The organism is Ensifer adhaerens, assembly GCF_002940685.1.
GTDB lineage: Bacteria > Pseudomonadota > Alphaproteobacteria > Rhizobiales > Rhizobiaceae > Ensifer > Ensifer adhaerens_E.
This window is the reverse complement of record NZ_PNFP01000011.1, coordinates 234899-255094: the sequence shown is the minus strand read 5'-3', so window position 1 is coordinate 255094 and position 20196 is coordinate 234899. Positions and strand designations below refer to the sequence as shown.

At 63.9% G+C, this 20196-nt stretch carries 20 protein-coding genes; 8 read left to right on the top strand and 12 right to left on the bottom strand.

Annotated elements, in window-relative coordinates; all coding sequences use genetic code 11:
* Window positions 1–21 precede the first annotated feature (21 nt).
* Window positions 22–1284, top strand: a complete 1263-nt coding sequence (locus C1A35_RS22060) for an efflux RND transporter periplasmic adaptor subunit (RefSeq protein ID WP_104666391.1) — start codon at window positions 22–24, stop codon at window positions 1282–1284.
* On the top strand, window positions 1281–4460 hold the full coding sequence (locus C1A35_RS22055) for an efflux RND transporter permease subunit (protein WP_104666390.1): 3180 nt from the start codon (window positions 1281–1283) through the stop codon (window positions 4458–4460). The genes C1A35_RS22060 and C1A35_RS22055 overlap by 4 nt, the downstream gene beginning before the upstream one ends.
* 95 nt (window positions 4461–4555) lie before the next feature.
* Here C1A35_RS22055 and C1A35_RS22050 read toward each other — a convergent pair whose 3' ends face one another.
* Window positions 4556–5089 (bottom strand): GNAT family N-acetyltransferase, encoded by a 534-nt coding sequence (locus tag C1A35_RS22050; RefSeq protein WP_158665125.1) that lies wholly within the window; start codon window positions 5087–5089, stop codon window positions 4556–4558.
* Window positions 5090–5478: 389 nt separating this feature from the next.
* On the opposite strand from C1A35_RS22050, the gene C1A35_RS37105 reads away from it, so the two are divergent.
* Window positions 5479–5601: a hypothetical protein gene (locus tag C1A35_RS37105; RefSeq protein ID WP_272939265.1), complete on the top strand. Its 123-nt coding sequence runs from the start codon at window positions 5479–5481 to the stop codon at window positions 5599–5601.
* 56 nt (window positions 5602–5657) lie between these two features.
* On the opposite strand, the gene C1A35_RS22045 is transcribed toward C1A35_RS37105, so the two are convergent.
* Both C1A35_RS22045 and C1A35_RS22040 read right to left on the bottom strand, forming a co-directional pair.
* Complete coding sequence (locus tag C1A35_RS22045) at window positions 5658–5924, bottom strand: hypothetical protein (RefSeq protein WP_104666388.1); 267 nt, start codon at window positions 5922–5924, stop codon at window positions 5658–5660.
* A gap of 382 nt (window positions 5925–6306) precedes the next feature.
* Window positions 6307–7197 (bottom strand): LysR family transcriptional regulator, encoded by an 891-nt coding sequence (locus tag C1A35_RS22040; RefSeq protein ID WP_104666387.1) that lies wholly within the window; start codon window positions 7195–7197, stop codon window positions 6307–6309.
* 98 nt (window positions 7198–7295) lie between these two features.
* Between C1A35_RS22040 and C1A35_RS22035 the strand changes: the two genes are divergently transcribed.
* Complete coding sequence (locus C1A35_RS22035; RefSeq protein WP_104666386.1) at window positions 7296–8045, top strand: sulfite exporter TauE/SafE family protein; 750 nt, start codon at window positions 7296–7298, stop codon at window positions 8043–8045.
* 30 nt (window positions 8046–8075) lie between these two features.
* Here C1A35_RS22035 and C1A35_RS22030 read toward each other — a convergent pair whose 3' ends face one another.
* A complete protein-coding gene (locus C1A35_RS22030; RefSeq protein ID WP_104666385.1) occupies window positions 8076–8408 on the bottom strand; it encodes a DMT family transporter in 333 nt (110 codons plus the stop codon).
* Between the two features lie 49 nt (window positions 8409–8457).
* Window positions 8458–9381 (bottom strand): DMT family transporter, encoded by a 924-nt coding sequence (locus tag C1A35_RS22025; RefSeq protein WP_104666384.1) that lies wholly within the window; start codon window positions 9379–9381, stop codon window positions 8458–8460.
* A 425-nt stretch (window positions 9382–9806) separates the two neighbouring features.
* Here C1A35_RS22025 and C1A35_RS22015 point away from each other — a divergent pair, with 425 nt between their 5' ends.
* Window positions 9807–10733, top strand: coding sequence for a LysR family transcriptional regulator (locus C1A35_RS22015; protein ID WP_104666382.1), 927 nt, complete (start codon window positions 9807–9809; stop codon window positions 10731–10733).
* 196 nt (window positions 10734–10929) lie between these two features.
* Window positions 10930–11166 (top strand): hypothetical protein, encoded by a 237-nt coding sequence (locus C1A35_RS22010; protein WP_104666381.1) that lies wholly within the window; start codon window positions 10930–10932, stop codon window positions 11164–11166.
* Window positions 11167–11276: 110 nt separating this feature from the next.
* Here C1A35_RS22010 and C1A35_RS22005 read toward each other — a convergent pair whose 3' ends face one another.
* The 3 genes from C1A35_RS22005 to nirK all read right to left on the bottom strand — a co-directional run bounded on the left by C1A35_RS22005 (window position 11277) and on the right by nirK (window position 14249).
* On the bottom strand, window positions 11277–11975 hold the full coding sequence (locus C1A35_RS22005) for a Crp/Fnr family transcriptional regulator (RefSeq protein ID WP_234822942.1): 699 nt from the start codon (window positions 11973–11975) through the stop codon (window positions 11277–11279).
* A gap of 122 nt (window positions 11976–12097) precedes the next feature.
* Complete coding sequence (locus C1A35_RS22000; protein ID WP_104666380.1) at window positions 12098–13015, bottom strand: SUMF1/EgtB/PvdO family nonheme iron enzyme; 918 nt, start codon at window positions 13013–13015, stop codon at window positions 12098–12100.
* A gap of 100 nt (window positions 13016–13115) precedes the next feature.
* Complete coding sequence (gene nirK / locus C1A35_RS21995) at window positions 13116–14249, bottom strand: copper-containing nitrite reductase (protein WP_104666379.1); 1134 nt, start codon at window positions 14247–14249, stop codon at window positions 13116–13118.
* 339 nt (window positions 14250–14588) lie between these two features.
* Between nirK and C1A35_RS21990 the strand changes: the two genes are divergently transcribed.
* Window positions 14589–15812 (top strand): NnrS family protein, encoded by a 1224-nt coding sequence (locus C1A35_RS21990; protein ID WP_104666378.1) that lies wholly within the window; start codon window positions 14589–14591, stop codon window positions 15810–15812.
* Between the two features lie 64 nt (window positions 15813–15876).
* Here the strand turns inward: C1A35_RS21990 and C1A35_RS21985 are convergent, their stop codons facing one another.
* From C1A35_RS21985 to C1A35_RS21970, 4 genes are all read right to left on the bottom strand, one after another.
* A complete protein-coding gene (locus tag C1A35_RS21985; RefSeq protein WP_104666377.1) occupies window positions 15877–16203 on the bottom strand; it encodes a metal-sulfur cluster assembly factor in 327 nt (108 codons plus the stop codon).
* Window positions 16190–16720 carry a DUF2249 domain-containing protein gene (locus tag C1A35_RS21980; protein WP_104666376.1) on the bottom strand — a complete coding sequence of 177 codons (531 nt, stop codon included), beginning with the start codon at window positions 16718–16720 and terminating at the stop codon, window positions 16190–16192. Before C1A35_RS21980 ends, C1A35_RS21985 begins: the two co-directional genes overlap by 14 nt.
* A complete protein-coding gene (locus tag C1A35_RS21975; RefSeq protein WP_104666375.1) occupies window positions 16717–18081 on the bottom strand; it encodes a hypothetical protein in 1365 nt (454 codons plus the stop codon). Before C1A35_RS21975 ends, C1A35_RS21980 begins: the two co-directional genes overlap by 4 nt.
* Before the next feature lie 133 nt (window positions 18082–18214).
* Complete coding sequence (locus C1A35_RS21970; RefSeq protein WP_104666455.1) at window positions 18215–18493, bottom strand: DUF2249 domain-containing protein; 279 nt, start codon at window positions 18491–18493, stop codon at window positions 18215–18217.
* A 221-nt stretch (window positions 18494–18714) separates the two neighbouring features.
* Here C1A35_RS21970 and hemN point away from each other — a divergent pair, with 221 nt between their 5' ends.
* On the top strand, window positions 18715–20067 hold the full coding sequence (gene hemN, locus C1A35_RS21965; RefSeq protein WP_104666374.1) for an oxygen-independent coproporphyrinogen III oxidase: 1353 nt from the start codon (window positions 18715–18717) through the stop codon (window positions 20065–20067).
* Window positions 20068–20196 lie beyond the last annotated feature (129 nt).

The following is a 20196-nucleotide window of genomic DNA, read 5'->3' as shown; positions in this document are numbered from 1 at the left end:
TGCAAATGAAGGTGAACGAGAATGAGTAAAAAGGCCGCTGTCCTGTTCTTCACCGGGGTCGCCTCCGTTGGGGGCCTCGCCCTTGTCAACGGCGACGCAATGGGAACTTTCACCAGCCGTCTTCTCGAGCTTGCCTCCTCGACCGGTGCGTCAGAGGCAGTCGCGGCGACCGGAGCCGAGGGAGCGCCCATTCCCAAGGTTCCGGTCGCCGAGGTCATCACCCGCGAGGTCGCGCCCGCGGTGGAGTTCACCGGCCATTTCGACGCTGCGAAATCCGTTGAACTGCGTCCGCGTGTCGGCGGCGCCATTGACGTCGTGAGTGTTCCCGAAGGCAGCCTCGTAAAAGCCGGGCAGGTCCTTTTCCAGATCGATCCACGTCCATTTCAGGTTGCCCTGGACGCAGCCAAGGCTCAGTTGCAACAGGCGATCGTCCTTCGCGAGCATGCCGAAATCGCGTTCCAGCGCGCCAAATCCCTGGCTCCGAACGGGACCGTGTCGCGCAAGACCTATGACGACGCGGAGGCCTTGCGCCGCCAGCGCCAGGCCGAGGTCGAAATGGCAAAGGCAGCGGTCGCTGCGGCTGAACTCGATCTTTCTTTCACCCGTGTCGCTGCCCCGATCGGCGGGCGGGTCGATCGTGTGCGCGTGACCGAAGGAAACCTGGTTGCCGGCGGCAATACAGCTGCCTCCACGCTCCTCACGACCATCGTGTCGACGGATCCCCTCTACGTCTACTTCGACATCGATGAGGCCACCTTTCTGGATTTCGTCGCGCGCGCCCGCCCCGGCAAAGGAGATGGCGCGACCACGAACCTGCCTGTCGAGGTTGGTCTGATGACGGATGCCGGTTTCCCTCATGCCGGCGTCCTCGATTTCATCAGCAACCGCGTCGAACGCAGCACCGGCACGATCCGCGCCCGCGCGATCGTCAAGAACCCGGATGGTCTGCTCGCGCCCGGTCTCTTCGCCCGGGTGAACCTCGTGACGGCCGATCCGGCCCGCACCGTGCTGATCGACGATCAGGCGATCGGTACCGATCAGGGCCGCCGCTATGTGCTGGCACTGGGCGCAGGGAACAAGGCCGAGTACCGGCCGATCGAACTCGGCCCGATGATCGACGGCCTGCGCGTGGTCGCAAGCGGCCTGAAGCCGGGTGAGAAGGTCATCGTCAAGGGGCTCGTTCGCCCTGGCATGGAGGTGGACCCGCAGGCGGTTTCGATGGCGCCGGAGCAAGCGGCCGAAGGCGATGTCGCGGCGGCCGCATCGCAGGAGGCGCGTCGATGAACATTCCACGTTTTTTCGTCGACCGCCCCATCTTTGCGGTCGTTCTCTCCGTTTTGATGCTGATCGGCGGTGGCCTGACTCTCCTAAAGCTTCCGCTCAGCGAATATCCCCAGGTGACGCCGCCGACCGTGCAGGTCACCGCAAGCTATCCGGGTGCGAGCCCCGAAGTGATCGCCGAAACGGTAGCGGCTCCGTTGGAACAGGTGATCAACGGCGTCGAGAACATGCTTTACATGAGCTCGCAAGCCGCGACCGACGGACGCATGACGCTGACGGTGACCTTCCAGCAGGGTACCGATCCCGACATGGCGCAGATCCAGGTGCAAAACCGCGTCTCGCGTGCGCTTCCGCGTCTGCCGCAAGAAGTTCAGCGCATCGGCGTCGTGACACAGAAGACCTCACCCGACATCCTGATGGTCGTGCATCTGGTTTCGCCCGACGACCGCTACGATCCGCTCTACCTGTCGAATTTCGCCACGCTGCAGGTCCGCGACCAGCTCGCGCGCCTGTCGGGCGTGGGTGACGTTCTCGTCTGGGGTGCCGGCGAGTACTCCATGCGGGTCTGGCTCGATCCGGCCAAGGTCGCCGCACGCGGATTGACCGCTTCCGACGTGGTCGCTGCCATCCAGGAGCAGAACGCTCAGGTTGCCGCCGGCTCCGTCGGCCAACAACCGGATGCCTCGGCAGCACTGCAGGTCACGGTCAACACCCTCGGCAGGCTATCCAGCGAGGAGCAGTTCGGCGCGATCGTCGTCAAGACGGGTGCGGATGGCCAGGTCACTCGGTTGCGTGACGTGGCCCGTATCGAACTGGGTGCGGACTCCTACGCCCTGCGCAGCCTTCTGGATGGCAAGCCGGCACTGGCGCTGCAGATCATCCAGAGCCCCGGCGCCAACGCGCTCGATGTGGCGAGTGCCATTCGCGCCTCCATGGAAGACCTGCAAAAGGGCTTTCCGGAGGGCATAGAATATCGCATTGCCTACGACCCCACCGTTTTCGTGAAGGCCTCGCTGGAGGCCGTGGTGATGACGCTGCTTGAAGCGATCGTTCTGGTCGTCATCGTGGTCGTGCTTTTCCTCCAGACCTGGCGCGCGTCGATCATCCCGCTGGTCGCCGTGCCGATTTCCTTGGTCGGCACCTTCGCGCTGATGTACATGTTCGGCTTCTCGCTGAACACGCTGTCGCTGTTCGGCCTTGTGCTGTCGATCGGGATCGTGGTCGACGATGCCATCGTGGTCGTCGAAAACGTCGAGCGCCACATAGCACTTGGCGAAACGCCGAAGGAGGCGGCGCGCAAGGCCATGGACGAAGTGACCGGGCCGATCATTGCCATTACGTCGGTGCTGTCGGCCGTGTTCATTCCGTCAGCCTTCCTCTCCGGCCTGCAAGGCGAGTTCTATCGCCAGTTTGCGCTCACGATCGCAATCTCGACCATCCTGTCGGCGGTCAACTCCCTAACGCTTTCCCCGGCGCTTGCAGGCGTGCTCCTGAAACCGCACCACGGCGAGGTGAAGCGCGATCTCCTGACCCGGGTGATCGACGGCCTGTTCGGCTGGTTCTTTCGGCTCTTCAACCGGTTCTTCGAACGCGCTTCGAATGCCTATGTCTGGTCGGTACGCCGCGCCGTGAGGCTCAGCGCGCTCGTCCTTCTCGTCTACGCCGGCCTGGTCGCCACGACATGGCTGGGCTTCCAGACGGTGCCGGCCGGATTTGTCCCGGCGCAGGACAAATACTACCTGGTCGGCATTGCCCAATTGCCGACCGGAGCGTCGCTCGACCGGACCGAGGCGGTCGTCAGGAAGATGTCGGAGATCGCCCTTGCCGAACCGGGCGTCGAAAGTGTCGTCGCCTTTCCCGGCCTTTCCGTCAACGGCATGGTCAACATCCCAAATGCCGCCGTCATGTTCACGATGCTGAAGCCCTTCGACGAGCGCAAGGATCCGTCCTTGTCCGCATTCGCGATCGCCGGTCGGCTGATGGGCAAGTTCAGCCAGATACCCGATGGTTTCGCCGGCATCTTCCCGCCCCCGCCCGTTCCGGGCCTCGGCACGACCGGCGGCTTCAAGATCCAGGTGGAGGACAGGGCCGGGCTCGGCTTTGCGGCGCTTGCCGAGGCGCAGGGCGCAATCATGGGCAAGGCGATGCAGACACCGGAGCTTGCCGGCATGCTCGCAAGCTTCCAGGTGAACGCGCCGCAGGTGCAGGTCGACATCGACCGGGTGAAAGCCAAGTCTCAAGGGGTGCCGCTCAACACCATCTTCGAGACGTTGCAGGTCAACCTCGGTTCGCTCTATGCCAACGACTTCAACCGCTTTGGCCGGACCTATCGCGTGGTGGTCCAGGCAGACGCGCCGTTCCGCATGCAGCCGGAGGATATCGGCCGGCTGAAGGTACGCAATGCGGCGGGCGAGATGATCCCGCTGTCCGCCCTGTTGACGGTCAAGTACAGCGCGGGGCCGGATCGCGTCATGCATTACAACAGCTTCCCGTCGGCCGATATCAGCGGCGGCCCGGCGCCCGGCTATTCGTTCGGGCAAGCGACCGCTGCCATCGAACGGATCGCAGCGGAAACGTTGCCACCCGGCATGGCCTTCGAGTGGACAGAGCTTGCCTATCAGGAGAAGCAGGCCGGAAACACCGCGATGTACATCTTCCCGCTATCCGTTCTGCTGGCGTTTCTCATTCTCGCTGCCCAGTACAACAGCTGGTCCTTGCCCTTCGCCGTGCTGCTGATCGCGCCGATGGCGCTGCTTTCCGCAATCGCAGGTGTCTGGTTTACGGGGGGCGACAACAACATCTTCACGCAGATCGGGTTTGTCGTCCTCGTGGGGCTCGCGGCCAAGAATGCGATCCTGATCGTCGAGTTCGCTCGGGCGAAGGAAGATGAAGGCGTCGATCCGCTGCCCGCGGTGCTCGAAGCGGCTCGGCTTCGCCTCAGACCGATCCTGATGACCTCGCTCGCCTTCATCGCCGGGGTCGTGCCGCTGGTGATTGCAACGGGCGCTGGCGCCGAGATGCGGCACGTCATGGGCATCGCCGTCTTTGCCGGCATGCTCGGTGTCACGTTGTTTGGCCTGGTGTTGACGCCGGTGTTCTATGTCCTGGTGCGCAAGTTGGCGATCCGGCGAGAAAATGGCCGAAGCGCCGAACGGGCGTCGCTGGAACAGCGGACCTAAACGAAACACAACCATCGCATGCGGCCAGATCGGGATTCCAGATGGCCGCGTGCGCTGCCCGAGGAGCCGAGAGCGCTTGGGGCCACGGATGACGTTCAGTCGAGCTGTCTGGCCAGGACAATCATGTCTGCAAGCTCCGCTTTCACCGGCTTGGGAAAACGCGTGGCCCCGAGTTCGACGAAACCCCATTTGAGGTAGGCACTTCTTGCCTGTCTTGCGGATGCCATCACATCCAGCCAGACATAGCGGGCGCCTTCCTGTCGCGCCTGGGCGATGGCGCAGTCCAGGAGTTTATGGCCGATGCCGTGCCCCTTGGCGCCAGGCAGAAGGTAAATTCGTGGAATCTCCGCGCCACCGGGGCGCGACTGGATTGGATCGGCTGATCCAGCGATCATGGTGAGGAAGCCGACAATCGTCGCATCGATCTCGGCGACCCAGACGCTCGCCTCCGGACGCGCCATCAGCCGCGAGAATGCGTCCGAACTGAAAGTCGCCAGTTGGCGCGCCAAGGCAGCGCCGTTGTCCCAAAGGTACGCATACTCGGCGGCATAGGCCGCTGGGCCGACATAGCCAAGTTCCTCGACATCTGCCGTCGTCGCTCGCCGCAGCCGAAGCTCCAGGCGATCCATAAAACGCTCCATCTCGATGAATGCGCCCCACTCTTACACTGCATGTCAGAGGCAGAGAATGCCGATTGCCCCGAGCTGTGAGCTCGGCGAATGTCCCGAACCTTGCAAGCGGTCATTCGCACGGAGTTTCCGGCCGCAAACCGCAGGGCTCACGCAAACGTGCAAGGACGTGACCGGTGACGGATTGCATCGGGTGCGAACCCTGCTAACACGCGGTTCCTCAAGCACCGCGTTGGAAGATCAGCAACCGGTCGACGTCGGGCTTTCGCGCATCGGACCACTTTGCCTGGCGCCCTTCGTTGATCCCGACCGACCTCTCTCCCATATGCGACGGGCCCGGCCTCTCCTCCCGGCGGGCTCGACAACAACGACCCAGGAAGACCAAAAAAATGAACAATAATGGATGCCTATCGGGCAACTCCTTCGCTGCGCATAGCCTTCGTGATCGCCTGACCGCCGACGGCCTCGCCTATCTTGTGGCCCTGATGCCGGTGTTCCTGTTGCTCTGCTAGGCTCGGCTGCCGCGCCTCAGGCCGGCGTTTGTCGCAGAAGCGCGCTATTTGCGGCCTCAAAGCCACCTTCGGCGCAAGAAGGAGCCCCATTCAGCTTCAATTCTCAATCTTCGGAGGCGATCGCTGCTTGTGAAGTGTGCGGCGTACGAGTTGGTAAAGGTAACGAGCAGGATGCGCGCCATCTTCGGATCCCCTCCGGTCCGCTCCAACTCGTCGGCGATCTCGCGGCAGAGAGCCTCGCTCGACTTGGGCTCGGCGATGCGCCGCTCCGCCATCTCCAGAATTCGTTCGACAAAGGCGAGATCGACCACATAGGCCGGCATGGGTTTTCCGATCATGACGATGCCCCGCTGTCTGCAGAAGAGGCCCGGCACGATCTTCGTTTCGGACTCTCGATCGTGAGAACGCCCGAACGGTTCGTCTGGGAGAAGGTGGATTTCCGGTGTACGTCCTGTCTTTTCCGGAAATGCATCATGCTCCCTCTCCCGCTTACTCGATAGGCCCGGCAAGGGTCGGGCCGCACGACATCCCTGTTGGAGCCCAACCGCCAAAGGCCCGAAGAAGTTCCAACGGAAAGTCGATTTTCACGATTAAGGGCCGCCTTCGCGACAATGCCAATACGGTCGTCGGGCTACTGTCGGAGGCATTTGCGATCGACGGCAACCGGACGGGCAGAGCACGTGAGACTGGCGGCGCTTTCCGATGTCAATGTGAGCCGACCGAGCCCAGGTGTTCGAACAGGCCGCGCGCCGCCGGCGTCAGCTCCTTTTCCGCGCGGACACAGACCGAAAGCCGCCGCGTCGCCCAATCGTCAGCAAGACGCACATACGCGGTCCCGGCAGATGTGCCGCCACGGCGTGCCGCGGTCTCGGGCATGATGCCAAGCCCGACACCCGCCGCAACCAGATGACAGATGCCCTCGAAGGTGCGCATACGCAAGCGCATCTTGAGCCTCAGTCCCAATCGCTGAGCCTGCGCATCGATATGGCCCTGCAGTGCGCCGTCCGCCAGGCCGACGAAATGCCAGTCGAGGATGTCGGTAAAGGCGAGGCGCCTGCTTGCCGCCAATGCGTGATCGCGCGGGATGACGACGACGAGCCGGTCGACGGCGAAGGGACGCAGATATAGGCCGCCCGTATCGACTGCGCCCGAAAGAATGCCGATCTCGACCAGGTCGGCAGCAACGGCCCTTGCGACCTCGATGCTTTGCCGTTCCTTCAGATCGATGTCGATCCGTGGGTGTGCTGCCATCCAGGCGCCGAGCCGCTGAGGCAGAAACTCGGTGAGCGCCGCCGTGTTCGCCGCAAGCCGGACGGTGGCGCGAAGGCCACTGGCGTGCTCGCTAAGCTCGCCGCGCATCTCAGCCATCTGGCGCAGGATCAGGCGGGCGTGATGCGCCAACGCTTCTCCGGCCGGCGTCGGCCGCACTCCGCGGCGACCCCGTTCGAGCAGCTTGACCTTGCCGATGGCCTCCATGTCGCGAAGGCGTTCGCTGGCGGCCGGCAACGAAAGCCCGACTTCCGCCGCGCCATGCGTCATGCTGCCGGCGTCCACCACGGCGAGAAACAGACGGAGGTCGGTGAGATCGAAGCGCATGCCGTCGAGGCTAGCGGAAAAATAGCCTTCGGGCCAGCCGAAGCCAGGCTGTGGGTGATCCGCATTGTGCCGGCCCGCGCATGCTTTAAGCCGGTGGCATGCTCGACCTTTCTCCTTCGCTCGTCGTCGTGGTTGCCGCGACCTTCTTCGCCGCCGGTATCGTCAAGGGCGTCACCGGCATGGGGTTGCCGACCTTGGCGATGGGCGTGCTCGGCGCGCTTATCTCTCCGCTCGCCGCGGCCAGCCTGTTGATCGCGCCGTCATTCGTGACGAACATCTGGCAGCTCTTTGCAGGCCCGAGCTTCGGCGTACTCGCGTTGAGGCTTTGGCCAATGATGCTGGCGATCGTTGTCGGAACGGTCGGCGGCTCCTCGATGCTTGCCGGTGGCAGCACCTTGCTGACGACCGGCGCACTTGGCGCAGCACTCATCCTCTACGCCGCCTTTACGCTTCTTGCCCGTCAGCTTCGCGTGCCGACCGACCGGGAGCCATGGCTGTCTCCAATGGTCGGCGCGGCAACGGGAATTGTAACGGGCGCAACAGGCGCGTTCGTCATGCCAGCGGTGCCCTACCTGCAGGCGCTGGGTCTTGAGCGGGATGAACTCGTGCAGGCGCTCGGCCTCTCCTTCACCGTCTCAACCGTCGCGCTCACCGCCGGGCTGGTCTGGCAAGGCGCTTTTGAGGTCGACAATCTCTTCGCTTCGGTCCTGGCGATCGCACCGGCGCTCGCCGGCATGTGGGCCGGACAAGTCATTCGCCGCCGCGTCAGTCCGTCCGCATTCCGGCGCTGGTTCCTGATCTGCCTGCTGGCCCTCGGCGCCAAAATGCTCGCAGACGCCATCTTTTGACGTCGGTCTCAGCCTCTTGCCCCGGCGAGTTCAGGCCGGTACGAGCTTGAGCGCTATGACGCCGCCGGCAATCACCAGCATTGCGGCGGCGCGCGCGACAGTAATGGCCTCGCCGAACAGCAGCACGCCGCAGGCAACGGATCCGAGGGCGCCGATGCCGGTCCAGACTGCGTAAGCCGTCCCGAGCGGCAAGGTCTTGAGTGCCTGGGTGAGCAGCGCAAGAAAAGCCACCAGGGCAACGATGGAGGCGAGTGTCCAGGACAGGCGGGTATAGCCGTTCGAGAACTTGGTGCTGACAGCCCAGGCGACGTCCGCAACACCGGAGAGAACGAGGTAGATCCAGGCAAGAGATGTGGGTGACATGGTTGTTCTCCGGCGTTCGGCGGACCGCCGAGCGCGACAGGTTTCAGTTTCAGACGAGCTTGATGAGGGCGACGCCGGCGAGCAGCAGCACCACCCCGCCGAGGCGCAACCCCGACACGGACCTCTGCGGCAGACGGAACCAGCCGTAGCGATCGACGAAGACGCTTGCGACCTGCTGGCCGGCGACGGTGAGACCGACAGCCGCGGCAGCACCGATTGCCGGGATCGCGGTAAAGACCGTCGTGACATAGGTCGCTCCGGCGAGGCCGCCGAGCCACCCCCACCAGGGCATCACCTGCACACCGGCAATGTTGGGGCGCGGCGTCTTTTGACCAGCGAGCGTCAGGAACATCACCGCGGCCATGGCAAGCGTCGCGACGAGAAACGAAATCGCTCCCACGGCGAACGGCGCACCGCCGAGATCATGGCGCAACAGGGCATTGACGGCGCCCTGTACCGGCAGCACCGCGCCGGCCATGAGCGCCAGTGCGATCCAGCCAAGCCTGTCGGCCTTGAGGTTGTCCTTGCCGCCTTGGCCGAACACAACCATCGCGACGCCGAGCAGCACGACAAGGGTGCCGACCGCGGCTCCGATCCGCAGCCCTGTCTGCGGCACGCCCAGCAGGCCGAAACTGTCGAGCGCAAGGGAGGCGAGCATCTGCCCTGCGATGAACAGCCCGACGGAAACGACGGCGCCGAGGCGCGGGAACAGAACGATGGTCGAGACGACATAGACCGCCGAAGCGGTGCCTCCGACAAGATGCCACCATTCGACCTCCGGAACCGCGCCAAGGGCGGTGATTGTGCCGGTCAAGACGGCGACGAGAAGAAGCAGGCCGGTGCCGATCGCGAGTTGGAGCGTGGTCGCCGCGAAGGGCGACCCGACCGCTTTGGACAGTTGCGCGTTGGCGCCGGCCTGGACGGCGAGCAGGCCGCCCGCAAGCAAAGCGAGGGGAACGAACAGGGTCTCCATGACGGGACCTCCTTGATGAGAATGACGTTGAGAATGGTGAAGGAAAGGATCAGGCGTGTACGCTCTCGCGCAGCGGGGCAACACCGGCATGGAGCCGACCAATCGCCGCGTCTTTTACGCAAGCGTCGCACTCCCACCCGGCCGCCTCATGTTGCGCCAAGACATTGGGATCGTCCGGCGCCTTCTCGCAGAAATGGGAGAATTGGATCATCTTGTGTCGCTCCACCGACCGGCCCATCCGATCGTGCCTATGAAGCTAACCGGTGCTCCGTTGCAGGTCGATCTGTCGCTTTGCCATCCATCCCTGCATATTTGCACAGGGCCGGACGGCGAAATGCGGTCGCACAAAACGATTGACAATGCCTGGGAATGACGGTGCAATTTCGCTACGCCCATGAACAGTTCTCTCCCGGATTTGCGCAACAATGCACAGCCATCACCGTATCGACTGGGAAGACCTCCGCTTTGTCCTGGCAGTCGCGGAGGCGAACTCCCTTGCTGCTGCCGCCCGGGCGCTTGGCGTCAATCACACCACGGTGCTCAGGCGTGTCGGGTCGTTCGAACAGAAGCTGGGGGTGCGGCTGTTTGATCGCCTGCCGTCGGGCTACACGCTCACCGCCGGCGGCGAGGAACTGCTGGCGGTGGCCCGGCAGATGGCCGAAACGGTCACCGACCTGGAGCGCCGCCTGACCGGACAAGACCTGCGGTTGGAGGGAAACCTGCGCATCACCACCACCGACACGCTCATGGCTTCCATTCTGCCGTCGATCCTGGCTTCCTTCCGCCAGCGTCATCCCGGCGTGCTGCTTGAGGTCAGCACCGCCAATGCACTTGCAAACCTCTCCCATCGCGACGCGGACGTGGCCATACGTCCCGCAGTCGATTCACCGGATGCTCTGGTTGGCCGCCGGATCGCGAATGTGGCTTTCGCCGTCTATGCGGCGCCGTCCTATCTCGAAGAACGCGGCCTGCTGGCCATCGACGCACTCGATATCGCGCAGGAAGACTGGATCGGGCTTGGCGACGGGCTTGCGTCCACGAGTGTCGCGCGGTGGATGCGCGCGACACTGGCGGCTCCCGCCGTCTTGCGCTGCGATTCGCTGGTCGCGGCGTGCGAGGCGGCAATGGCCGGCATCGGCCTTGCGGCCCTGCCCTGCTATCTCGGAGATACGACGCCGGGTCTGGTGCGAATCGGCTCGCCGGTCGCCGCCATGACGCGGGAGCTTTGGCTTCTCACGCACGAGGATCTGCGTCGCACAGCGCGCGTCAGCGCCTTCACCGAGTTTGCCGGACAGGCGCTGGCAAAGCATCGCCCGCTCCTCGAAGGCAACGGGCAGGCGGCAGGCGTCTGACGGAAGGTGGCGCAAAAGTTTGGCCGGCCTGGCGCCGTGGACATGAAGTTCCCCCGGGAACGGCCGATGCGGACGGAGCGCTTAAGATCATGGCAACTCCAGTTGGTCAGGGACACGTCAGATGCCAGGCTCAGTTTGCGAAAACTATCCCGGAATATGCGAGAAAAGCCGCCTGAAATATCCGCGGCCACCCCGTTTGCTGCGCGCGGCAAACCAGAACCTGCCGCGTGCGCGCCGTCCGACATCCCCCACGCCGATAGCCCTTACCCTGCCTGTTGACGGCGTAGGCGTCTCCGCGATCCAGATCGGGTCGGCCATCTCCATGCTGGGGTTGCTCATCCTCGCCGCGCATGCCGAGATGACGGCCGCGGCCGGGGTTTTTGCCGGAGCACTTGATGGATTGCTGATGGACGTGTCGTCGATCCTGTGGTGAGCTCCGCAGGAGCGGCCGCCCCGCGCGGTCGCGCGTCGGACTGACGGCACGACGGTTCGTTGGCGTCCCCGTGGCGAAGGCTCACCATCACTCCGTCGGGTTGCGCAGGATCAGCCGCCGGCCCGTTCCGCCAGGCGCCGCAGCCCGGGAATGTCCTTCAGCGTCAGCTTCTGCCGTCCGCCAAGGACCAACCCCTGCCCTTCCCAGGCGCTGAGGATGCGTGAGACCGTGTGCAGCGTCGTACCGGTCATCTCGGCTATATCCTGGCGCGAGATCGGGAAATCGATGCGGATGCCACCGCTTTCCGGTTTGCCCGCCTGCTCGGCGAGCCTGAGAACGGTGTGCGCGACGCGGCGCTCGACCTCTTCGGTCGACATTTCGCGGATACGGGTATGCGCCTCATCGAGCCGCTGGCCGATCGTGTGGAGGGCATTGACCGCAAGGTGAGGATTCTTCTCGACGAAGATATTCCAGAGTTCCGTCGGCCAGGCGAGGACCAGGCTTTCGGTTGCAGCCGTCGCCGTGCCCGGATAGTCGCTGCGCTGGAGCGCCCGGGCGAAACCGAAGAGATCGCCGGGATTGACCACCCGGACGATGATCTGCTGCCCGTCCTTGGTGACCTGGGTTACCTTCAGGCGGCCATTCAGCAGCAGGAAGAAGAAATCGGCCGTCGCCCCCTGTTCGAACACGGCTTCGTTCTGCGGCACGCGCCTGACCGTGGCGCGTGTCAGCAGCGTGTCGAGTTCCGGGTCGCTCATCTTCTGAAACAGAGGGAGCGATTTGACGAGTGTGCGATCGAGTGCAGCCACGTTGGCCCTATATCCTGCCGATTTGAAATCGCCTTTGCTCTAGCATAGCGCCAAACCCTGCAAAAGCACCCGGCCTTCGTGCCTGAGACGGTTCGCTTGAAAATGTCATCAGCCGTTTCATCTCAACCCGCGCCCTGAAGCCGGCGCTGGAAGGCATAGAGGTAGCCCGAGTACCAGCGGCCGTCGCGCACCAGCCGGAAGCCGAGATTATCAGGCGGGACACCGACCGCGCAGCCGCCGCTCTTCGGATCACGGATGAAGAAGCTCATCGAGGCCCGGTGCTTGCCGTTGACGACGAAGATGCCGCAAGCGGGAGCCTCCTTCAGCACCTCGCCGTCGTCGCCGATCGTGACGCGGCGGTGGCAGGTCTCGGTCCATTCCCAGACATTGCCGTCGAGGTCGGCAACCCCGTACTCGTTTTCGCCGAAAGCGCCCGATGGCTGCGGCAGCGGGTTCTTCGCCCGCTGCCGGCTCGCCTCGCGCTCGTAGTCCGCCAACCACCGCAGCGCCGGATTATCCTTGCTGCCGTCGATACCGAGCGCGTCGTCTGGAAATTTGGAGCCGGCGGCAAAGGCCCATTGCCGGTCGGTCGGCAGACGCCAGACTTCGCCGGTCTTCTTGGTCAGCCATGCCGCATAATCGGTTGCATCAGTGTAGTTGATCCCGGTCATCGGCACGCCCGACAGGCCGGCGCTGTGGCCACCCTCGGGTTGCTGGCAGGCGCCGTCGGCGATGCAGCGGTCAAAATCCTCGCGCGTCACCTGGTACTTCATGATCTCGAGCGGCTCCGTGAGCGCCGCCACGACGATCGGCGCATCGACCGCAAAACCGTTCTTCAGGAAGTGTCCCTCGGCCCGATAGCTCATCTGGCGTGGCGCGATCGTGACCGTCACCGGTGGCCTGATCGACGGATCGACGCCGCCCTTGAGATCGTCGAACAGCCCCACCTTCGCCGACAACACGCCGCTGATTGCGACCAACAGGACGGCCGGGGCTGCAAGCGAGAGGAGCGAAACCGCGGATTTCTTGGTTCTGGGCATGAAAGGTCTCCGGGAAAACGGCACGCGCAGACAGCGCGTGCCTTTGTTGGCGTGTGGGGTCGCAGAGAGCGCGGCCCCACGATCACCCGGCGTCAGCCGCCTACATCGATGCCGGCTTGACGACCGACGTCATGAGGTCGTCGTTCCATTCGCCGGTGACCTTGAAGTGGCCGGCGGCACCCAGCTCGAACGCCTCGATCAGGTTGTGGTTGACGTAGGCGTACACACCCGGCTGGCGGAAGGTGTAGAAGGCAGCGCCCGCGGTTCCGCCCGGAATGAGCCAGGTCTCCTGGTCGAGATCCGGCGGGTTGCGGAACTTGCCGGTCGCCCAGACATAGTCACCATGCCCCCCGATCAGGTGTGGCCGCGTATCGCGGTTGGCCTGCGAATGGACGACGAGCACGCGCTCGCCCACGGCCGCCGTCAGGGCATTGTCGCCGGTTAGCGCGCCAACCGCGCCGTTGAAGACGATATGGGTCGGGGTCAGCGTGCGCATCGCCTTGACAGCATCTTCATAGGCCTCGCCGGGGGTTTCGTACTTCTTGTAGTTTCCGGCCTCGTCCTTCGGCACGTAGAAGTCCTGTTCGCCGACATAGTAGATCTTGTCGTAGGTCAGCGACCGGCCCTTCTCGTCCTTCAGGCCTTCACGCGGCAGTACCATGATGGCGCCGTTCATGCCCGAGGTGACGTGCCAGGGCACCATGCCCTCCGGCGCGCAATGGTAGACGAAGACGCCGGGCTTGGTCGCCTTGAAGCGAAGCGTGGTTTCCTCGCCCGGGTTGACCTGCGTCAGCGCCCCGCCGCCGAGCGCACCGGTTGCGGCGTGAAAGTCGATGTTGTGCAGCAGCGTGTTGGTGTCAGGGTTGATCAGCCGGAGTTCGACATAATCGTTCTCATGCACCACCATCAGCGGGCCGGGTACCGAGCCGTTGAAGGTCATAGCGTGGATCTCGGTGCCCTCACGGTCGATCACCAGCTTCTTTTCCTCGATCGTCATGGTGAATTCGACGACGCGCGGACCGGTCTTGGCGACCTGATCATGCGCATGCACGAAGGGCGGCTTGACCAGATCGACCTTCACACGCGGCAGGGTCGAGATGTCGACGGGGGCGGCAGCGGCCGCCGTGGCGCCGGCCGCCTGTGCCTGCGCAGTATGGAGAAGCGGCGCAACCGCGCCCGCCAGGGCAGCACCGGCAAGCATTGTCCGGCGGGTCATCTGAAGCTGTTCAGTCATCTTGCTCTCCTTCGGCGCGTTCCAGCGGCCGGGATTGGCCTTCTGCGAAACGCACCTGTATTCAACGTGTTAGGGTGGGCGACGCCGACTTGGGCGGCTTTGCCTCCGGTCCCGACCACCGGTCCCCCAGCAGTCACACAAGAAGTAGAGCCACAGACGAATCGCGTCTTTGTCTTGGAACAAATCGTTTCGAGGAGATCGCTTTTCTTTATGCCTTGCGACGCCGGCCGCCTGGCCGGGCAGCGATACTTGCGTTTTCGCAAAGAGCGCCTTCGAACCCATTGATAGATCAAGCCTCATCCGCAAGTCCTTAAAGGACGCTCGATGAGGACCACGATCATGTTGGACAGATTGATAAGACCGAAACCAAGCGGCGGCATTCCGCGCGGACTCTCGACCACCGGCCCGGTGCTCTTTTCCTATGGCTTTCGGCCATTCTTTCTCGCGGCCGCTCTCTGGGCGATTGCCGCCATGGCGCTGTGGATCGCGGCACTGACCCTCGGACTAAACCTTGCCGGCGACTACGGTGCTTCCCATTGGCACGCGCACGAGATGCTGTTCGGCTTTTCCTCCGCCGTGCTCGCAGGCTTCCTGCTGACGGCGATCCCGAACTGGACCGGACGCTTGCCGGTATCCGGCCGGCCGCTCGCCGCCCTTTTTGCACTCTGGGTCATCGGCCGCATCGCTCTCCTATCAAGCGCCATCATCGGCCTGCCCGTTGCCGCCGGTCTCGAGGCACTGTTCCTCCCGGTACTCCTGCTGATCTGCGCGCGCGAGGTGATCGTCGGCCGCAAGTGGAAGGACCTCAAGGTGATCAGCGGGCTCATCCTCCTGTCTGCCGCCAACATCTGGTTCCACCTCTCGGTGCTTGGCGGCCTCGACGTCGATGCCGCGGCACGCCTTGCGATCGGCGCCTACACCATGCTGATCATGATCGTCGGCGGGCGCATCGTGCCGAGCTTTACCCGTAACTGGCTGAACAAGGTTGGCCGCACCGATTTCCCCGTGCCCTACAACCGCTTCGACACGGCGGCGATCCTGATCGGCGTTGCGGCGCTGGCCGCCTGGACCTTCGCCCCCATTCACATCGTCACGGCGGCAATCGGGCTTATCGCGTGCGCCTTCCATACAGTGCGCCTGCTGCGCTGGCGCGGCTCGACGACCTGGCCGGAAACGCTGCTCTTCGTGCTGCACGCGGCTTACGCTTTCGTGCCGCTCGGCTTCCTGGCGATATCCGCCGGTGCGATCGAACTGCTGAGCGATTACCCCGTCATGCATGTGCTGACCGTCGGCGTGGTCGCCTTCATGATGCTCGCCGTCATGACCCGCGCCACTCGCGGCCATACCGGACGGCCGCTGGTGGGATCGGCACTTACCAGCGCCTCCTATGTCGCGATCGCTGGCGCGGCGCTCGTCCGGCCGCTGGCCGAGGTGCTGCCGGCGCACTACCATCACCTGATCGCGCTTTCGGGTGCACTGTGGATCGCGGCGTTCGCACTGTTCACACTCGAATACGGACCGATGCTCGTGCGTGAGCGCCGCTCGCCGCGTGCCTCCTCCTGACCACCCTCCCCAATGCAAAAGGCGCCGCTGCTGCGGCGCCTTCTTTTTTCTAACAGGGGCAGTCCTAGAAGATGCTGCCGTGGGCGTATTCGATCGCGTCCCCGGTGATCATCTCGGGCGTCCATGGCGGCTCGTATGTCAGGCGGACTTCGGCATACTCGACACCCGGCACATACCAGACGCAATTCTGCACCGCTTCCTTGAGGAAGACGGTCGCCGGGCAGCCCTTGATCGTCGTCGTCATGGTGACGCGGGCAATGCCGCCCTCCTGAACGTCGATGTCGTAGATCAGGCCGAGATCGACGACGTTCTTGCCCATTTCCGGGTCGATGATGATGCGCAGCGCGTCGCGGATCTTCGCTTCGAGGTCCAGGGTCTCAGGCGCCGGCATGGGAACGCCTCCCGCCGATACGGATAAGGATCCTGTAGGTCTCGCCGGCCGCATCGAAATTGCCGGCCCATTTGTGACCGCGTTTCGCGAGCTCCGGATAGAGGAACAGCGGCTCGCGTGCGAGCAGCGCGAACAGCACCTCGCCCTCGGCCATCTTCTCGACCGTCGCCAGAATGCGCACCATCGGTTCGGGTGGATCGAGATCGCTCAGGTCGAGCTGACGGCTGGGATCTGGCCAGGTGTCGAGATCGGTTTCGCCGGCCGAAAGCCTGATCCCATCGACCTCGCCTTCGGGAGAAAACAGAACCTCCCAGTCACCATTGTCGAGCGGGCGGTCCTGATGGGTGAAACCGCGCCCGGCCATCACGCTGAAAAGCGGTACCGGCCGGAAGGTCGCAATCAGCTTCAGCGCCTGGCCCGGCGCCAGGCTGTCGACGGCATTCATGATGGCCTGGAACGGATCGCTGCCGCTGCGCAACAGCGGCCGGACGTCCAGTTCATAGGGATCTTGGCTCATGGGAACCTCCGTGAGGAAAAAGATGGCAGAAACAGGCCTGGCCGAACAAGTCCGTCAGGCAATCGAAGTTCGGCCGGAACGTTGATCAACCGCCGTGTTCGCACGAACTCCAGGATAAGCGCATTGACAGCAATCAACTGGCCGAGGCTTGCGAACCGAAAGAGAAGAGCGCTGCCGATCAAAAGGGCCAACGTCCCGATGGCGACCGTCAGATAGAAGAGCCGGAACCAGCGAAGGGCGGAGGCTTCGGTGACGAGGTCCTGGACCCTCGGGGTCGGAAGGCGCCCAAGCGCCGGACCGTAACATTCGAGCCAGGTCATGAACGGCACGATCTTGTAGAGCTGAGCAAGCCCCATGCCCGTCAGCCAACCGAAAGTGACGAGATAGACGACAGCACCGATACCGCTATCGAGCCGGCCGGCCGTAAGCAGCGCGACGAAGAGCAGGCTCGCGGCGATCAGCGACACGAAGGCGCCGATACTGGCGCGGCTGTTGAGCTCGACCGCCTTGCGCCGACGTTCCCGATAGATGCGCAGGATGTCGCAGACATAGATCGCCACCGCCGCGGCGCCCAAGCCGATGGCCAGGAGCAAGAGCGGTTCGCGGCCGATGGTGCCTGCGATCACGACCGGCACGGTGGCGGCAAGAAGACCGAGGCAAAGGGCACCAAGCGCGAAGACCGCGCGGCTGCTTCTCCGTTCCCTGTCCGGCGAGAGCATGAACATGGTCAGAAGCCGGTAGCTCACGCCCATGGTGGTGAAGCTCAGCCAGCCGCAAAGGCCGAGTGAAGCATGAAGCGAGAGCCCGTCGATCGTCAGCTCGATCGCGCCTTCCGCATCGATCAGGCCCGAGAGCACGCCGGTATAGACGCCGCCGAGCAGCATCGTGCCAAGGAGTGCGGCAAGGCCGACGGCGACGAAGCGGGCCGGAAGCGTCAGGGGGCGCGCGTGCCAGAGGGTGGCAGCGAACGCAAAAGCGAGCGCCGAGAAGCCAACAATGGAGAACGCGGCTCCGCCAGGAAGCAGCACGAGCGGAAGATCGATCGTGCCGGAAAGGCTGACGAAGCCGAGTGTCAGGCTGGTGATGCCTGTCATGAGGAACAGGAGCGCCGGCAGGGCGACGTTGGACACGGAAAGTGGCTGGCCGACGAGAACCGGCACGAATTGAAGCAGCGCGCCGGTCATCAAGAGGCTCAGCCAACCCAACACGACGACATGGACGAGCGCCAGCGTTTCGGGCGCCTCAAGGCTTGAGACCGGGTAGCCGAAGCCGAAAACCATCATGATCTCGCCGAGAACGAGGAAGATCAGCGCGGCCGCGAAATAGGACATGGTCCAGCGGGATAGCGTGGCTGCGAACATGGAGGTTCAACCCTTGGATCACGATGGTTCTGGTCGAGTCGACCAAGCGTGATTGATTCTCGTAAGTGAGAGCGGGACGGGAGCGGAAAATGGCACACGCTTTTTCACCCCACTCTTCAGGCACACCAGAGGCTCAGTGTCCGCCGCAGCAGCAGTCGCAGCCGGAAGACTGTTGTCTGCCGATCTCGACGCGCCAGACCTCCGGTCCCTGCTCGATGTACTCCCAGGTGAACTCGCCCGGATAACGGGTTTCCAACTGGTAGTGCAGCGGACGCGGATCGTGGTCGTTGATGATGATGAAGGCGCCGCCCTCGGCAAGCGCGTTCAGCATGCCGAAGATTTTCGGATGGCGTTCCACCGGCGGTATGGTCCGCACATCGATGAAGGGCTTTTCGGTCTCTGCAATGGTCATGGTCATCCGCTTCTGAACGCCGTCGCTTGTTGATGGTCCGGGAACGCCGGCGCACACGCCCCGGATTTCCGCACCCTAGCGACAGCGCCACCGCGACATTTTGTCGAAGCGCAAACAAATCGCGCATTGGCCGAGACCGTCCCGTCCTTGACTTTTCGCAAAGAGGTGCCGGCCCGCGAAGCCTAGAAAGCAGCATCCGCCGCCAATGAGATGAGGATGACATGTTAGCTTCCGCGCTGCTGAAATATGGTGAGATGCGCCTGCCGCGCTATACGAGTTACCCGACCGCCCCGCGCTTCGCCGCTGACGTCGACGAGCACACCTACGGCGACTGGCTAAGGACAATCCCGCAGGGGCAGGACGTGTCGCTTTATCTGCACATCCCGTTCTGTCGTTCGATGTGCTGGTACTGCGGCTGCCACACGACGATCACCAAGAAGGACGATCCGATTCTCGACTATCTCGATGTTCTGCGAGACGAGATCCGCATGGTCGCCGACACCGTTGGCCGGCCGTTGGCGGTCGCGGAAGTGCACTTTGGCGGCGGCACGCCGACAATCATCGAGCCGCGCGAATTTCTGGCACTGATGACGCTGATGCGCGAGCGCTTCGCACTGTCGTCATCAACCAATGTCGCCGTCGAAATCGATCCGCGTCGGCTGACGCTCGCCATGGCCGAGGCGCTCGGCGAAGGCGGGGTCCGTCGCGCCAGCCTTGGCGTGCAAAGCTTCGATCCCGCGGTGCAGAAGGCGATCAACCGCATTCAGAGCGAAGAGCAGACGGCCGAAGCCGTCGACCATCTGCGCGGCGCCGGTATCCGTGGGATCAATTTCGACCTGATCTACGGGCTGCCGCACCAGACGGTGCGTTCCTGCGTCGAGACGGTCGAAGCGGCCGTGGCGATGCGGCCGGAACGCTTCGCCGTCTTCGGCTACGCCCATGTGCCGAGCTTCAAGAAGCACCAGCGCACGATCGACGAGACGGCGCTGCCGGGAAGTGCCGCCCGCGCCGAACAGGCGATGGCGATCGCCGAGGCGCTGGTCAAGGCCGGCTACCGTCAGATCGGCCTCGATCATTTCGCCTTGCCTGACGACGATCTCGTCACCGCCCAGGCGGCCGGGCGGCTGCGGCGCAACTTTCAGGGCTATACGACGGACACCTGCGAGACGCTGATCGGCTTCGGCGCCTCAGCGATCGGCCGCTCGCGCGACGGTTATGTCCAGAACGAGGTGCCGCCCGGTGTCTATGCGAGCCGCATCGCATCGGGCCGGCTCGCGACCACCAAGGGTTACCGGCTGACCGACGAGGATCGGCTGCGCGCCGAAATCATCGAACGGCTGATGTGCGACTTCGGCGCGGATCTCCGCGCGATCGCCGCTGCTCATGGCCGGGATTGGCAGTCGCTGATCGAAGGCAACGGCAAATTGGCGGAGTTGCAGCGGGATGGCGTAGTCGATCTTTCGGCTGGCGTCATCACGGTGCGTCCCGAACACCGCTTCGTCATCCGCGCAGTGGCTGCGGCCTTCGATGCCTATATCGACGGAACGCAGCGGGTGCACAGCAAGGCGGCGTGAAGGTTCTGTCTGCTTTCTGCGAAGCCGATGGCCTGGCGTCCAAACCGGGCCATCGGTGACTTGCTTCCGGCGCACGGTGGTTTACGCTGACCTGATCGGCAAGGAGATTACCGCGTTCACAACCGTTGT

What these genes read in the sequence shown, in the direction of transcription:
- C1A35_RS37105 (WP_272939265.1), top strand. Translation starts at nt 5,479, where the DNA reads ATGAACAATAATGGATGCCTATCGGGCAACTCCTTCGCTGCGCATAGC.
- C1A35_RS21990 (WP_104666378.1), top strand. Translation starts at nt 14,589, where the DNA reads ATGTTGGACAGATTGATAAGACCGAAACCAAGCGGCGGCATTCCGCGC.
- C1A35_RS22035 (WP_104666386.1), top strand. Translation starts at nt 7,296, where the DNA reads ATGCTCGACCTTTCTCCTTCGCTCGTCGTCGTGGTTGCCGCGACCTTC.
- C1A35_RS22000 (WP_104666380.1), bottom strand. Translation starts at nt 13,015, where the DNA reads ATGCCCAGAACCAAGAAATCCGCGGTTTCGCTCCTCTCGCTTGCAGCC.
- C1A35_RS21985 (WP_104666377.1), bottom strand. Translation starts at nt 16,203, where the DNA reads ATGCCGGCGCCTGAGACCCTGGACCTCGAAGCGAAGATCCGCGACGCG.
- C1A35_RS22050 (WP_158665125.1), bottom strand. Translation starts at nt 5,089, where the DNA reads ATGGATCGCCTGGAGCTTCGGCTGCGGCGAGCGACGACGGCAGATGTC.
- C1A35_RS22045 (WP_104666388.1), bottom strand. Translation starts at nt 5,924, where the DNA reads ATGCCGGCCTATGTGGTCGATCTCGCCTTTGTCGAACGAATTCTGGAG.
- C1A35_RS21970 (WP_104666455.1), bottom strand. Translation starts at nt 18,493, where the DNA reads ATGACCATTGCAGAGACCGAAAAGCCCTTCATCGATGTGCGGACCATA.
- hemN (WP_104666374.1), top strand. Translation starts at nt 18,715, where the DNA reads ATGTTAGCTTCCGCGCTGCTGAAATATGGTGAGATGCGCCTGCCGCGC.
- C1A35_RS22040 (WP_104666387.1), bottom strand. Translation starts at nt 7,197, where the DNA reads ATGCGCTTCGATCTCACCGACCTCCGTCTGTTTCTCGCCGTGGTGGAC.
- C1A35_RS22055 (WP_104666390.1), top strand. Translation starts at nt 1,281, where the DNA reads ATGAACATTCCACGTTTTTTCGTCGACCGCCCCATCTTTGCGGTCGTT.
- nirK (WP_104666379.1), bottom strand. Translation starts at nt 14,249, where the DNA reads ATGACTGAACAGCTTCAGATGACCCGCCGGACAATGCTTGCCGGTGCT.
- C1A35_RS21980 (WP_104666376.1), bottom strand. Translation starts at nt 16,720, where the DNA reads ATGAGCCAAGATCCCTATGAACTGGACGTCCGGCCGCTGTTGCGCAGC.
- C1A35_RS22025 (WP_104666384.1), bottom strand. Translation starts at nt 9,381, where the DNA reads ATGGAGACCCTGTTCGTTCCCCTCGCTTTGCTTGCGGGCGGCCTGCTC.
- C1A35_RS21975 (WP_104666375.1), bottom strand. Translation starts at nt 18,081, where the DNA reads ATGTTCGCAGCCACGCTATCCCGCTGGACCATGTCCTATTTCGCGGCC.
- C1A35_RS22015 (WP_104666382.1), top strand. Translation starts at nt 9,807, where the DNA reads ATGCACAGCCATCACCGTATCGACTGGGAAGACCTCCGCTTTGTCCTG.
- C1A35_RS22060 (WP_104666391.1), top strand. Translation starts at nt 22, where the DNA reads ATGAGTAAAAAGGCCGCTGTCCTGTTCTTCACCGGGGTCGCCTCCGTT.
- C1A35_RS22030 (WP_104666385.1), bottom strand. Translation starts at nt 8,408, where the DNA reads ATGTCACCCACATCTCTTGCCTGGATCTACCTCGTTCTCTCCGGTGTT.